Here is a 14,167-nt window from a genome sequence, read left to right on the forward strand (position 1 = left end):
GGTAATCTCGGCACCATGGCCTCACGTACGTCCGGCAAGGGTTCCCAGAGCACGGCGGGCAACTCCAAGCAGCGCGCCGGACAGTCCGGGGCTGCCGCCCGCAAGGCACCGGCGAGGAAGCCCGCGGCCAAGCCGGCGGGCCGCCCGCCCGCCCGCAAGGCACCCGTCAAGAAGGCCGCCGCCAAGCGGCCGGCCGGCGGCGCCCGCAAGGCCGGGCGCGGGCTCGCGCACGGCGCCGGCGCGCTCTTCCGCGGCGTCGGGCGGGGCGCGAAGGGCCTCGACCCCGCCCACCGCAAGGACGGGCTCGCCCTCCTGCTCCTGGCCCTGGCGCTCGTCGTCGCCGCCGGCACGTGGTCGCACCTCGAAGGCCCCGTGGGCGACCTCATCAAGATGCTGGTCACCGGCGCCTTCGGCCGCCTCGACCTCGTGGTGCCGATACTGCTCGGCATCATGGCCGTGCGCCTCCTCCGCCACCCCGAGCGGCCCGAGGCCAACGGACGGATCGTCATCGGCCTGTCCGCGCTGGTCCTCGGCGTCCTCGGACAGGTCCACGTGGCCTGCGGCTCGCCCGGCCGCGGCGACGGCTCGCAGGCCCTCCAGGACGCGGGCGGGATGATCGGCTGGGCCGCCTCCAAGCCCCTGCTCTTCACGGTCGGCGAGGTGCTCGCCGTGCCGCTGCTGGCGCTGCTCACCGTCTTCGGCCTGCTGGTCGTCACGGCGACACCGGTCAACGCCATTCCCCGGCGGCTGCGACAGCTCGGGATACGGCTGGGCGTCATCGAGCCGCACCCGGACGAGTACGGGCCGCAGGACGCCGCCGGCTACGCCGAGTACGCCGACGAGTGGCGCGAGCCCCCCGCCCGGCGGCCCCGCCGCGCCGCCGCGCCGGACCCCGACCGCGTCGAGGAGGAGGCGCTGGGCAGGCGCCGCAAGCCGCGGTCCACGCCGGTGGAGCCCCCCGCCGGGCGGGAGCCGGACGCGGTGGACCTGGCGGCCGCCGCCGCGGCCTCCCTCGACGGCGCGGTGCTGCACGGCGTCCAGCCCTCCCCGCTCGTCGCCGACCTCAGCAGCGGCATCGCCCCGGACGGCGAGCGGACCGGCGCCCTGCCGACCGCCCGCGGCGCCCGCAAGGCACCGCCCTCCCCGGAGCCCGGCCGCACCACGGGGTCCGTGCCCGACCTCACCAAGCCGGCCCCCGAGCCCACCTCCGGGCTCCCCGCGCGGGCCGAGCAGCTCCAGCTCGCCGGCGACATCACCTACGCGCTGCCCTCGCTCGACCTGCTCGAGCGCGGCGGACCGGGCAAGACCCGCAGCGCCGCGAACGACGCCATAGTGGCCTCGCTGACCAACGTCTTCGCCGAGTTCAAGGTCGACGCCGCCGTCACCGGTTTCACCCGCGGCCCGACGGTCACGCGCTACGAGGTCGAGCTGGGCCCGGCCGTCAAGGTCGAGCGCATCACCGCGCTCACCAAGAACATCGCCTACGCGGTCGCCAGCCCGGACGTCCGCATCATCAGCCCCATCCCCGGCAAGTCCGCCGTCGGCATCGAGATCCCGAACACCGACCGCGAGATGGTCAACCTCGGTGACGTGCTGCGCCTGGCGGCCGCCGCCGAGGACGACCACCCCATGCTCGTCGCGCTCGGCAAGAACGTCGAGGGCGGCTACGAGATGGCCAACCTCGCGAAGATGCCGCACATCCTGGTGGCCGGCGCCACCGGCTCCGGCAAGTCCTCCTGCATCAACTGCCTGATCACCTCCCTGCTGGTGCGGGCCACCCCGGAGGACGTACGGCTGGTGCTCGTCGACCCCAAGCGGGTCGAGCTGACGGCCTACGAGGGCATCCCGCACCTGATCACGCCGATCATCACCAACCCCAAGCGGGCCGCCGAGGCCCTCCAGTGGGTCGTGCGCGAGATGGACCTGCGCTACGACGACCTGGCCGCCTACGGCTTCCGGCACATCGACGACTTCAACGCCGCCGTGCGCGCCGGCAAGGTCAAGCCGCCGGAGGGCAGTGAGCGGGAGCTGTCGCCGTACCCCTACCTGCTGGTCATCGTGGACGAGCTGGCGGACCTGATGATGGTCGCCCCGCGCGACGTCGAGGACTCGATCGTCCGCATCACCCAGCTGGCGCGCGCCGCCGGCATCCACCTGGTGCTCGCCACCCAGCGGCCGTCCGTGGACGTCGTCACCGGTCTGATCAAGGCGAACGTGCCCTCGCGGCTCGCCTTCGCCACCTCCTCGCTCGCCGACAGCCGGGTCATCCTCGACCAGCCGGGAGCCGAGAAGCTCATCGGCAAGGGCGACGGCCTGTTCCTCCCGATGGGCGCCAACAAGCCCATCCGCATGCAGGGCGCCTTCGTGACCGAGAGCGAGGTCGCGGCCGTCGTCCGGCACTGCAAGGAGCAGATGGCGCCCGTCTTCCGCGAGGACGTCGTGGTCGGCTCGGCGAAGAAGAAGGAGATCGACGAGGACATCGGGGACGACCTCGATCTGTTGTGCCAGGCCGCCGAGCTGGTGGTCTCCACGCAATTCGGCTCGACCTCGATGCTCCAGCGGAAACTGCGTGTGGGATTCGCCAAGGCGGGCAGACTCATGGATCTGATGGAGTCGCGCAACATCGTGGGCCCCAGCGAGGGCTCCAAGGCGCGCGACGTGCTGGTCAAGCCCGATGAGCTGGACGGGGTCCTCGCTGTGCTCCGCGGGGACGGCGGAGCGTAATCCGCCGGGGCCGACAACCACCGGAAAGGGTCCCTGGTCAACCGTTTCTCTCGGACGGGAGCGCAGTTGAGCGAGGGGGGAGGGGCGATGTGCCACCGCCGTTACCGCAGAGCCTTCTGATGGCCTACAAAGTCCGGCTTCCCGCTTGCCCGACCGTTTCGCATCCCCCCTAGACTGAATCTCCAGCAGGTGGCTGCACGCTCGAAAGGCGCCCACGTGTCCATCGGCAACTCTCCAGAGTCTCCAGAGGACGACCGGCCCTCAGTCGGACGGATCCTCCATCAGGCCCGCATCAGCGCCGGACTGACGGTCGACGACGTCAGTTCGACCACCCGCGTCCGCATTCCGATCGTGCACGCGATCGAACAGGACGACTTCACCCGCTGCGGCGGTCGCGTGTACGCCAGAGGACACATCCGCACGCTGGCGCATGCCGTCGGACTCGATCCGGGCCCGCTCGTCGCCCAGTACGACGCGGAGCACGGCGGCCGCCCCGTGCCGACCCCCGCGGCCCCGCTCTTCGACGCCGAACGCATCCGGCCCGAGCCCCGCCGGCCCAACTGGACCGCGGCCATGGTCGCCGCGATCGTGGCGGTCGTCGGCTTCGTCGGGTTCACCCTCTTCAACGGCGGCGGCAAGAGCGGTCCCGTCACCGCCGACCCCGCCTCCGCCAAGCCCTCCGCGGCGCCCAGCCGCAAGGCCGGCTCCACCAAGGCGTCCTCCGATCCCAAGGCGGAGGCTTCGGCCAGCGCCATCGCCGGCGTCCCCGCGAACAAGGTCACCGTCAAGCTCACCGCCGAGAACGGCCAGACCTGGATGTCGGCCAAGGACCACAACGGCAAGCTGCTGGAGGAGGGCGTGCTCAAGCAGGGCGACTCCAAGACCTTCACGGACAGCAAGCGCATCGACCTGGTGCTGGGCAACGCCGGAGCCGTGCAACTGTTCGTGAACGGCAAGGAGGTCAAGAACGTGGGCGAGGAAGGACAGGTCCAGCGCCTGAGCTACACCAGGGGCGACCCCGCCGCGGGCTGATCCGGGGTCCGGCCCCGGGCGCCGGCGCCGGCCCCCGCGGGAGGCCGCGGGCACGAGCGGGGAACCAGTGGGAAACCGGCCGCGGAGAGCCTGCGGGTGACCAGGCTCTCCGCGGCCGCGTGCCACTCGGCAGCCGAGGAGGTGCCGGGACAAAGTAGGCTGAGCCCTATGCCCGAACGCCGTACCGTCGCTCTTGTCACACTTGGCTGCGCCCGTAACGAGGTGGACTCGGAGGAGCTGGCAGGCCGCTTGGCGGCGGATGGCTGGGACCTCGTCGAGGACGCCGCCGACGCCGACGTGGCCGTCGTCAACACCTGCGGCTTCGTCGAAGCCGCCAAGAAGGATTCCGTCGACGCCCTCCTGGAGGCCAACGACCTCAAGGACCACGGCCGCACCCAGGCCGTGGTCGCCGTCGGCTGCATGGCCGAGCGGTACGGCAAGGAGCTCGCCGAAGCCCTGCCGGAGGCCGACGGCGTGCTCGGCTTCGACGACTACGCCGACATCTCCGACCGCCTCCAGACCATCCTGTCCGGCGGTGTCCACGCCTCCCACACGCCCCGCGACCGGCGCAAGCTGCTGCCGATCAGCCCGGCGGAGCGGCAGGGTGCCGGCGAGGCCGGCACGGTCGCCCTGCCCGGCCACGCGCAGGACACCCCGCCAGCCGACCTGCCGGACGGTGTGGCCCCCGCGTCCGGGCCCCGCGCGCCGCTGCGCCGCAGACTCGGCACCAGCCCCGTCGCCTCCGTGAAGCTCGCCTCCGGCTGCGACCGGCGCTGCTCCTTCTGCGCCATCCCCTCCTTCCGCGGCTCCTTCATCTCGCGCCGTCCCTCCGACGTGCTCGGCGAGACGCGCTGGCTCGCGGAGCAGGGCGTGAAGGAGATCATGCTGGTCTCCGAGAACAACACCTCGTACGGCAAGGACCTCGGCGACATCCGCCTGCTGGAGACCCTGCTTCCGGAGCTGGCGGCCGTCGACGGCCTGGAGCGCATCCGGGTCAGCTACCTCCAGCCCGCCGAGATGCGGCCCGGCCTGATCGACGTGCTGACCTCGACCGAGAAGGTCGCCCCCTACTTCGACCTGTCCTTCCAGCACTCCGCGCCCGGCGTGCTGCGCGCCATGCGCCGCTTCGGCGACACCGAGCGCTTCCTGGAGCTCCTGGAGACCATCCGCGCCAAGGCCCCGCAGGCCGGCGCCCGCTCCAACTTCATCGTCGGCTTCCCCGGTGAGACCGAGGAGGACGTCGCCGAGCTCGAGCGCTTCCTGACGGGTGCGCGCCTGGACGCCATCGGCGTCTTCGGCTACTCCGACGAGGACGGCACCGAGGCGGCCACGTACGAGGACAAGCTCGACCCCGAGGTCGTCGCCGAGCGGCTGGCGCGGGTCTCCCGGCTCGCCGAGGAGCTGACCGCCCAGCGCGCCGAGGAGCGTGTCGGTGAGACGATCGAAGTACTGGTCGACCGCGTGGACGACGAGGACGGGGTGATCGGCCGGGCCGCCCACCAGGCGCCCGAGACCGATGGCCAGGTCACGCTCACCACGGCGGGCGGCATCGAGACCGCACCGGCTCCCGGCCGTATGGTCGTGGCCAAGGTGGTGGCGAGCGAGGGCGTGGACCTCGTCGCCGAGCCGCTGGGGAGCGGGGGCGGGTGTACCGAGGAGGCGGGCAGATGAGCGGACTCCCGGCCTCCGCCGCGGGAGGCCCGGCTCCGACCAAGGGCGTGCGGCCGGCCGGATTGTGGAACATCGCCAACATCCTCACCATGGTGCGGCTGCTGCTGGTGCCGGGCTTCGTCCTGCTGATGATGCACGGCGGCGGCTACGACCCGGCCTGGCGCTCGTTCGCCTGGGCGGCGTTCGCCGTGGCCATGATCACCGATCTCTTCGACGGTCACCTAGCGCGCACGTACAACCTGGTCACCGACTTCGGCAAGATCGCCGACCCCATCGCCGACAAGGCGATCATGGGCGCCGCCCTGATCTGCCTGTCCGCCCTGGACGACCTGCCCTGGTGGGTGACGGGCGTGATCCTCTTCCGCGAGATCGGCATCACGGCGATGCGGTTCTGGGTCATCCGGATCGGCGTGATCCCGGCGAGCCGCGGCGGGAAGATGAAGACGCTGGCGCAGGGCGTGGGCGTGGGCATGTACATCCTGCCGCTGGTCGGTCCGCTGGCCACCTTGCGCTTCTGGGTGATGGCGGTCGCCGTGGCGTTGACCGTCTTGACGGGACTCGACTACGTCAAGCAGGCCTTCCAGCTGCGCCGGGCAGGGCGGGCCGGAGGGTCCGGACGGTGAGCGCGGTGGGCGGCAGCCGGGCCGACGAGGTGCTCGCGGCGCTGCTGGAGCGGGGCCAGTCGGTGGCCGCCGCGGAGTCGCTCACGGGCGGCCTGGTGGCCGCCGAGCTCACCACGGCCCCGGGTGCCTCCCGCGCCGTGCGCGGCTCGGTCACCGCCTACGCCACCGAGGTCAAGTGCGACGTCCTGGGCGTGGACGAGGGGCTCCTCGCACAGCGCGGGGCCGTCGACGGCGAGGTGGCGCGGCAGATGGCGCGCGGGGTGCGGACGCTGCTGCGCGCCGACTGGGGTCTGGCCACGACCGGCGTCGCCGGCCCCGAGCGGCAGGACGGCAAGGACGTCGGCACGGTCTTCGTGGCCGTCGCCGGGCCGGGCGGCTCGTCTTCCGTCCAGGAGCTGTCACTGAACGGCGACCGGGTGGGTATCCGAGCGGAAAGCGTACGGGCGGTCCTCGCGCTGCTCCTGCGCGAACTGGCAGGGAACGCGGGGGCAAAGGATACGGAACAGAACGGGGGGAATTGATGTTTGCAGCCCTGAGTGAACACGACATAGCTCCCCGCACGGCCGCACCCCGAGGCGGTACGGTGGGGCGTGAAGGAACCGGATTCGCGGTCCAAGGAGGGAGCCACCGATGATTCTGCTCCGTCGCCTGCTGGGTGACGTGCTGCGTCGGCAGCGCCAACGCCAGGGCCGCACTCTGCGCGAGGTCTCCTCGTCGGCCCGGGTCTCGCTCGGATATCTCTCCGAGGTCGAGCGCGGGCAGAAAGAGGCGTCCTCCGAGCTTCTCTCCGCAATCTGCGACGCTCTGGACGTTCGGATGTCCGAGGTCATGCGTGAGGTGAGTGACGAGCTGTCGCTTGCCGAGCTGGCGCAGTCGGCGGCGGCGAGCGAGCCGGTACCCGCGCCGATGCGGCCGATGTTCAATTCGATGTCCGTCACCTCGGTGACGGGCGTTCCGGGGGAGCGCGTGACCATCAAGGCCCCAGCGGAGGCTGTGGACGTGGTCGCGGCCTGACAGGAGCCGTCGCGTTCCGGGCCGTACGGCCCGGGCGTGGAGCTCCGGGGCGGTCCCCGCAGTCCGGAAGCGTCCGTTTCACCTGCTGGAGCGTCTGTTTCACCCGCGTTCTGTTTCACCCGAGGGATCCCGGTCAGAAGTCCGACCGGGATCCCTTTTCGTTTCCCCGGCCCGTTTCGCGCCATTGCGCGTCGGCGGAGAAACTGGGGTCAATCGGCCTCGATGTGTGAACAGGAGGAAGCGGATGTCTGTCGTCAAGAGCCCGCTGTCGGAGCAGGACCGCAAGATCGTGGGTGATTCCCTCCAGGGGGCGCTCGTCGATCTGGTCGACCTTTCCCTCGTAGCCAAACAGGTCCACTGGACGGTCGTCGGCCCGCGTTTCCGCTCCGTCCACCTCCAGCTCGACGACGTCGTCGCCAGTGCCCGCAAGCACGCGGACACGGTGGCCGAACGCGCCTCGGCCCTGGGCATCACGCCGGACGGGCGAGCTGAGACGGTCGCCAAGACCAGTGGCATCGGCGCGGTCGGAGGCGGCTGGACGAAGGACACGGAGGCGGTGCGGACGCTGGTCGAGGCGCTGGGCGCCGTGATCACGCGGATGCGCGAGCGCGTCCAGGCGACGGCCGACCCGGACCCGGTCACCCAGGACCTGCTCATCGGCCTCACGGGCGACCTGGAGAAGCACCACTGGATGTTCCAGGCCGAGAACGCCTGAGCCCCGGCTCACGGGTGGCGGCGACGGGCCGGGCGCGGTCTCCTGAAGGCATGCGCGAGCATCCGGTGATCCGCTTCACGAACGAGCTGATGATGGTCTCGGACCTGGATCAGGCGACGGCCGGCGCGTTCGTGCGGTCCGTCTTCCAGGAGGGCATCCACGAGGGCGAGCAGCGGGTGATCGTCGAGGTGCACCGCCGCGACCGGACGATCGCCGAGCTGGAGCGGGAGCTGGCCCGGCTGCGCGGGGAGCCCGTGGACTGACGGGTCCGCCGGGCCCCAGGGCGCCGACGGCGCCCCCGGGGCCCCGGGGGCGCCGTCGGCGCCCATGGCCGTCCAGAGGGCGTGCGGGGGCCGTGTGTGAGGGCCACCCGCCTGTGGCGGCCTAAGGAGGCAGCGATGATCCGGCGTGACATCCCCGGACACCGGGGAGCGCTCGGCCCGGAGATATCCGGCCCCGGCTCCACGGCGAGCCGGACACGGGGCCGGAAGGCGCCGCCGCCGGGACTGCTGCTGCCGGCAGGGCGGGTGGTGCTCTTCCTGCTGGGGCTGGTGTGGTGCTGGGCGATGTACAGGCTGCTGGTCCAGCCGGGGCGCGCGGGGTTCGTGGAGGGCCTCGTCGCGACCGGGGGCTGGGGGCTGAGCCTGCTGCCCGTGCACTGCGTGCCCCGGACCCGGGGGCGGAGACCACGGGGTGCGCACGCCGGGAGCCGCCGGAAGTGGTGAGGGGCGAAGGGCTGATGGCGGACCGGTTGTCACTCGTTCGGCTCATCGGGGCCGGGCGGGGCGAGCGGCGGCGGCCCGGTCTGGCAATGGGGGCACCAGTACGTGATCCGCTCCTGGCCCGCGGGGCCCTGCTCGGTCCTGAGGACCGGGCTGCCGCAGCGGCGGCAGGGGCGGTCGGCGCGTCCGTAAACCCACAGCCGGCGGTCCGCGCGGACGTCGGCGGTGGTGATGCGGGCGGTGCGTGACTTGTTGGCCTCCAGGAGCTTCTTGGCGAGGGCGACCAGCCGCTCGGGGTCCAGCAGGGAGGCGACGGGCGCCCAGGGGGAGATCCGGAGCAGGAAGCACAGCTCCGATTTGTAGACGTTGCCGATGCCGGCCAGATTGCGCTGGTCCAGCAGGGCCTCGCCGACGGTCCGGCCGGGGTCGGACAGCAGGCGGCGGACCGCCTCCCCGGCGTCCCAGTCCGGGCCCAGCAGGTCCGGTCCCAGGTGCCCGACCACGGTGGACTCGTCGGGGGTCCGCAGCAGGTCCAGAACGGGGAGGCGGTAGCCGACCGCCGTGTGGCCGGAGTTGGCGAGGATCGCTCGGATCTGGTGGTGCGGACCCCCGCCGCCGTGCCGGCGCTCGCCGACGGAGTGGATGCGCCAGGCCCCGTCCATGCCCAGGTGCGAGTGCAGGGTGAGGCCGCCCGCGAACCGGGTGAGCAGGTGCTTGCCGCGGGCCACGACCTCGATCACGTCGCGGCCCGTCAGGTCGACCGTGGCGAGCTTGGGCACGCGCAGGTCGCAACGGATCAGGGGTTCTCCCGCCAGGGCGTCGTGGAGGTCCCTCGCGGTGCGCCAGACGGTGTCTCCTTCGGGCATGTGACCCATGATGTGCCCTGGGCTCAGGGCGCGCGCAGCCGCAGCCCCCGCGGTGTGGCGTGGAAGCCCGCTGCCTCCAGCAGGGCGCCCAGGGGCGAGGTCAGCGCGGCGGAGCCGTTGATCCGCTCGACGGTGACGGTGCCCAGGGCGCCGGCGCGGGCCGCCGAGGCCAGGGCCTCCGCGGCCTCCCGCAGCCCGGGGTCGTCGCTGCCGGGCGTCTCGGCCCCCTCCTGCTGGGGCCACGCCAGGACGGTCTTCCCGCCGCGCTCGACGTACAGCGCCAGGGCGCCGTCGAGGAGCACGACGAGGGAGCCCGCCTTGCGGCCGGGCTTGTGGGCGGCCCCGGCGGGCGGCTCGGGCCAGGGCAGGGCGGCGCCGTAGGCGTTGGCCGGATCGGCGGCGGCCAGCACGACCGTGCGCCGCGTGGCCCGCGGGGCGGCGGGCCGGGGGTCCCAGGGGGCCTCGGGGGCCGGGCCGGACCGCTCGCGTGCCGTGCCGACGGCCCGCAGCCGGTCGACCGCGCCCTCCATGGCGAACTGGGCGGCGCCCAGCCCCTCGACGACGTAGCCCCGGCGGGCCTGGCCGCTCTCCTCGAAGACGGACAGCACGCGGTAGGCCGCGGAGAAGCCGCCCTCCACGCCCTCGGCGGCCACGGCACCGCGGGTCACCACGCCGTGCCGGTCGAGCAGCGTGCGGGCCAGGGCGTGGGCCCGCAGCGTGGGGTCGGGCTCGCGCTCGGGCAGCAGCGACCAGCGGCCCGCGACGGTGGGCGGCCCGCCGCGGGAGGCGGTGGACCTGCTCGCCGAGGCCAGGCCCGTACGGGCGGTGAGGGCGGCGCCGTAGCGCCCGCGCGGCACCGGGCGTCTGGCGCGGTGCGCGGTGGAGCCGGCCGTGCGGCCCGAGCCGAGCAGCGAGCGCAGCGGGGCGAGCGTGTCGTTGGTGAGCCGGCCCGACCAGGCCAGGTCCCACAGCGCCTCGACGATCTGGGCGTCCGTGCCGGCGGAGTCCTCGAACACCGGGCTCGCGGCGCGCACCCGCTCGGCGATCTGGCGGAAGAACAGGCCGTAGCCGCCGGAGAGGGCGTCGAGGACCGCCTGGTGCACCGGCGACAACTCGAGCGGGTGCGGGGCGGGCAGCAGCAGGGGCGCGGCGTCGGCGAGCAGCAGGGAGACCCAGCCGTCCTTGCCGGGCAGGGCGCCCGCACCCGCCCAGACGACCTCGCCCGAGGCGGTGAGCTCGTCCAGCATGGCCGGGGAGTAGTCCGTCACGCGGCCGGGCAGGACCAGCTTCTCCAGGGCGGAGGCCGGCACCGGGGCGCCCTGGAGCTGCTCGACGGCCCGCACTAGACCGTCGGTCCCGCGCAGACCGTGGGAGCCGACGTGCTGCCACTGGGGGAGGAACGCGGCGAGCGTGGCCGGCGGCACCGGCTCCAGCTCGTGCCGCAGCGCCGCCAGGGAGCGGCGGCGCAGCCTGCGCAGGACGGCCGCGTCGCACCACTCCTGGCCGATGCCGGAGGGGTGGAACTCCCCCTGGACGATGCGGCCGCCGGCCGCCAGGCGGTGCAGCGCGCCGTCGGTGACCGCGGTGCCGAGGCCGAAGCGGGCGGCCGCCTCCGCCGAGGTGAACGGGCCGTGCGTACGGGCGAAGCGGGCCAGCAGGTCGCCGAGCGGGTCCCTGACGGGCTCGGTGAAGGCCTCGGGGACGCCGACGGGCAGGGCCGTGCCGAGGGCGTCGCGGAGCCGGCCGGCGTCCTCGATCGCCGCCCAGTGGTCCCGGCCGGCGACGCGGACGCTCAGGGCGCGGCGGGCGTCGGCCAGCTCCCGCGCCCACTGCGGCTCGGCGCCGCGCTCGGCCAGCTCGGCGTCGGTGAGGGGGCCTAGGAGGCGCAGCAGGTCGGCGACGCCCTCGGCGTCCTTGACCCGGCGGTCCTCGGTCAGCCACTGGAGCTCGCGCTCCAGCTCGGTCAGCACCTCGGGGTCGAGGAGCTCGCGCAGCTCGGCCTGGCCCAGCAGTTCGGCCAGGAGCCGGGAGTCCAGGGAGAGCGCGGCGGCCCGCCGCTCGGCGAGCGGGGAGTCGCCCTCGTAGAGGAACTGGGCGACGTAGCCGAAGAGCAGCGAGCGGGCGAAGGGGGAGGGCTCCGGGGTGGTCACCTCGACCAGCCGGACCCGGCGGGCCTCGATATCGCCCATCAGCTCGGTCAGGCCGGGCACGTCGAAGACGTCCTGGAGGCATTCGCGGACGGCTTCCAGGACGATCGGGAAGGAGCCGAACTCGCCGGCCACCTGGAGGAGCTGGGAGGCGCGCTGGCGCTGCTGCCACAGCGGTGTGCGCTTACCGGGATTGCGGCGCGGGAGCAGGAGGGCGCGGGCCGCGCATTCGCGGAAGCGGGAGGCGAACAGGGCCGAGCCGCCCACCTGGTCGGTGACGACGCGGTCGACCTCGCCCTTGTCGAAGACGACGTCGGTGGCTCCGACGGGGGACTGCTCGGTGTCGTACTCCGTGCCCTGCCGGGCCAGGTCGCCGTCGAGCAGGTCCAGCCCCATCAGGTCGGCGTCGGGCAGGCGCAGCACGATGCCGTCGTCGGCGTGCATGACCTGCGCGTCCATGCCGTAGCGCTCGCTGAGCCGGCCGGCCAGCGCCAGCGCCCAGGGGGCGTGCACCTGGGCGCCGAAGGGGGAGTGGACGACGACGCGCCAGTCGCCCAGCTCGTCGCGGAAGCGCTCGACCACGATGGTGCGGTCGTCGGGCACGTGGCCGCAGGCCTGGCGCTGCTCGTCCAGGTAGGACAGGACGTTGTCCGCGGCCCAGGCGTCGAGCCCGGCGGCGGTCAGCCGCCGGCGGGCCGCTTCGGGCGTCAGCCCGCCGACCTCGCGCAGGAACGAGCCCAGCGCGCGCCCCAGTTCGAGCGGGCGGCCCAGCTGGTCGCCCTTCCAGAAGGGCAGCCGGCCCGGGGTGCCGGGCGCGGGGGTGACGAGGACGCGGTCGCGGGTGATGTCCTCGATCCGCCAGGAGGTGGTGCCGAGGGTGAACACGTCGCCGACCCGCGACTCGTAGACCATCTCCTCGTCCAGCTCGCCGACGCGGCCGCCGCCCTTCTTGGGGTCGGCGCCCGCCAGGAACACCCCGAACAGGCCGCGGTCGGGGATGGTGCCGCCCGAGGTGACCGCGAGCCGCTGCGCCCCGGGGCGGCCCGTCACCGTGCCGGCCACGCGGTCCCAGACCAGCCGCGGCCGCAACTCGGCGAAGGCGTCCGACGGATAGCGTCCGGCGAGCATGTCGAGCACACCGGTGTAGGCGGACTCGGGCAGCGCGGCGAAGGGCGCCGCGCGCCGCACCACGGCGAGCAGCTCGTCCACGTCCCAGGGGTCCATGGACACCATGGCGACGATCTGCTGGGCGAGCACGTCCAGCGGATTGGCGGGCACGCGCAGCGACTCGATGGCCCCCTGCCGCATCCGCTCGGTCACCACGGCCGCCTGCACCAGGTCCCCCCGGTACTTGGGGAAGACGACGCCGGTGGACACCGCGCCCACCTGGTGCCCGGCGCGGCCCACCCGCTGGAGCCCGGAGGCCACCGACGGCGGGGACTCGACCTGGACGACCAGGTCGACCGCTCCCATGTCGATGCCCAGCTCCAGGCTGGAGGTGGCGACGACGGCCGGCAGCCGGCCGGCCTTCAGGTCCTCCTCCACCAGCGCCCGCTGCTCCTTGGAGACCGAGCCGTGGTGGGCGCGGGCCAGGACCGCGGGCGCCCCCTTGGCCGGGCCGGAGCCCCCCATCAGCTGGGCGGGGGCGTGGTTCTCGGGCAGGGGCTCGCCGGTGGCCCGCTCGTGGGCGATCTCGTTGAGCCGGTTGCACAGCCGCTCGGCCAGGCGGCGGGAGTTGGCGAAGACGATCGTCGAGCGGTGGGCCTGGACGAGGTCGGCGATGCGCTCCTCCACGTGGGGCCAGATCGACGGCCGTTCCTTGCCGTCACCGCCCTCCTGTACGGGCGAGCCCCCCAGCTCGCCGAGGTCCTCCACGGGCACGACCACCGACAGGTCGAACTCCTTGCCGGACGGTGGCTGGACGATCTCCACCTTGCGCTGGGGCGACAGATAGCGCGCCACCTCGTCCACCGGGCGGACCGTGGCGGACAGGCCGATGCGCCGTGCCGGGCGGGCGAGCAGGGTGTCGAGCCGCTCCAGGGACAGGGCGAGGTGGGCGCCGCGCTTGGTGCCCGCCACGGCGTGCACCTCGTCGAGGATGACCGTCTCCACGCCGGTGAGCGCCTCGCGCGCGGCGGAGGTCAGCATCAGGAACAGCGACTCGGGGGTGGTGATCAGGATGTCCGGCGGCCGGGTGATCAGCGCCCGGCGCTCGGCGGCCGGGGTGTCGCCGGAGCGGATGCCGACGCGGATCTCCGGCTCGGGCAGCCCCAGACGCACGGACTCCTGGCGGATGCCGGTCAGCGGACTGCGCAGGTTCCGCTCGACGTCCACGGCGAGGGCCTTGAGCGGGGAGACGTACAGCACGCGGCAGCGCTTCTGCCGCTCGGCGGGCGGCGGGCTGCTGGCCAGCCGGTCCAGCGAGGCGAGGAAGGCGGCCAGGGTCTTGCCGGAGCCCGTGGGCGCGACGACCAGCACGTCGGAGCCGGCGTCGATCGCCCGCCAGGCCCCCGCCTGGGCGGTGGTGGGCGCGGTGAAGGCCCCCGTGAACCAGGCGCGGGTCGCGGGGGAGAACGAGGCGAGGGCCGCTGCCGGGTCCTCCGCCGCCTGTGCCGCCTTGTCGTTCGCCATGCCCCCCATCGTGCACCGCACC

The 14,167-nt window shown here is 73.7% G+C and carries 11 protein-coding genes; 9 read left to right on the top strand and 2 right to left on the bottom strand.

The genetic code is table 11. The annotated features are described in order from the left end of the window. The first annotated feature begins 15 nt into the window (after positions 1 to 15). The 9 genes from CYQ11_RS23310 (at position 16) to CYQ11_RS23355 (ending at position 8,504) form a co-directional block, all read left to right on the top strand. A complete protein-coding gene (locus CYQ11_RS23310; RefSeq protein WP_099202845.1) occupies positions 16 to 2,724 on the top strand; it encodes a DNA translocase FtsK in 2,709 nt (902 codons plus the stop codon). Between the two features lie 216 nt (positions 2,725 to 2,940). After that, positions 2,941 to 3,756, top strand: coding sequence for a helix-turn-helix domain-containing protein (locus CYQ11_RS23315; protein ID WP_099202245.1), 816 nt, complete (start codon positions 2,941 to 2,943; stop codon positions 3,754 to 3,756). A gap of 168 nt (positions 3,757 to 3,924) precedes the next feature. Further along, a complete protein-coding gene (rimO, locus tag CYQ11_RS23320) occupies positions 3,925 to 5,427 on the top strand; it encodes a 30S ribosomal protein S12 methylthiotransferase RimO (RefSeq protein ID WP_099202246.1) in 1,503 nt (500 codons plus the stop codon). After that, positions 5,424 to 6,050, top strand: coding sequence for a CDP-diacylglycerol--glycerol-3-phosphate 3-phosphatidyltransferase (gene pgsA, locus CYQ11_RS23325; protein ID WP_099202248.1), 627 nt, complete (start codon positions 5,424 to 5,426; stop codon positions 6,048 to 6,050). The genes rimO and pgsA overlap by 4 nt, the downstream gene beginning before the upstream one ends. Before the next feature lie 5 nt (positions 6,051 to 6,055). Then, positions 6,056 to 6,571 (top strand): CinA family protein, encoded by a 516-nt coding sequence (locus tag CYQ11_RS23330; RefSeq protein WP_099202846.1) that lies wholly within the window; start codon positions 6,056 to 6,058, stop codon positions 6,569 to 6,571. Positions 6,572 to 6,680: 109 nt separating this feature from the next. Then, on the top strand, positions 6,681 to 7,064 hold the full coding sequence (locus tag CYQ11_RS23335; protein ID WP_071965196.1) for a helix-turn-helix domain-containing protein: 384 nt from the start codon (positions 6,681 to 6,683) through the stop codon (positions 7,062 to 7,064). Between the two features lie 244 nt (positions 7,065 to 7,308). Next, a complete protein-coding gene (locus tag CYQ11_RS23340) occupies positions 7,309 to 7,779 on the top strand; it encodes a Dps family protein (RefSeq protein WP_099202250.1) in 471 nt (156 codons plus the stop codon). A gap of 50 nt (positions 7,780 to 7,829) precedes the next feature. Next, positions 7,830 to 8,042 (top strand): hypothetical protein, encoded by a 213-nt coding sequence (locus CYQ11_RS23345; RefSeq protein WP_099202252.1) that lies wholly within the window; start codon positions 7,830 to 7,832, stop codon positions 8,040 to 8,042. Between the two features lie 135 nt (positions 8,043 to 8,177). Next, positions 8,178 to 8,504 (top strand): hypothetical protein, encoded by a 327-nt coding sequence (locus CYQ11_RS23355; protein WP_099202254.1) that lies wholly within the window; start codon positions 8,178 to 8,180, stop codon positions 8,502 to 8,504. 29 nt (positions 8,505 to 8,533) lie between these two features. Here the strand turns inward: CYQ11_RS23355 and CYQ11_RS23360 are convergent, their stop codons facing one another. Further along, complete coding sequence (locus CYQ11_RS23360; RefSeq protein WP_099202847.1) at positions 8,534 to 9,367, bottom strand: DNA-formamidopyrimidine glycosylase family protein; 834 nt, start codon at positions 9,365 to 9,367, stop codon at positions 8,534 to 8,536. 23 nt (positions 9,368 to 9,390) lie between these two features. Then, positions 9,391 to 14,145, bottom strand: a complete 4,755-nt coding sequence (locus CYQ11_RS23365) for an ATP-dependent helicase (RefSeq protein WP_181143757.1) — start codon at positions 14,143 to 14,145, stop codon at positions 9,391 to 9,393. Between the last annotated feature and the right edge of the window lie 22 nt (positions 14,146 to 14,167).

Source organism: Streptomyces cinnamoneus, assembly GCF_002939475.1.
In the GTDB taxonomy this organism is placed as follows: Bacteria; Actinomycetota; Actinomycetes; order Streptomycetales; family Streptomycetaceae; genus Streptomyces; species Streptomyces cinnamoneus_A.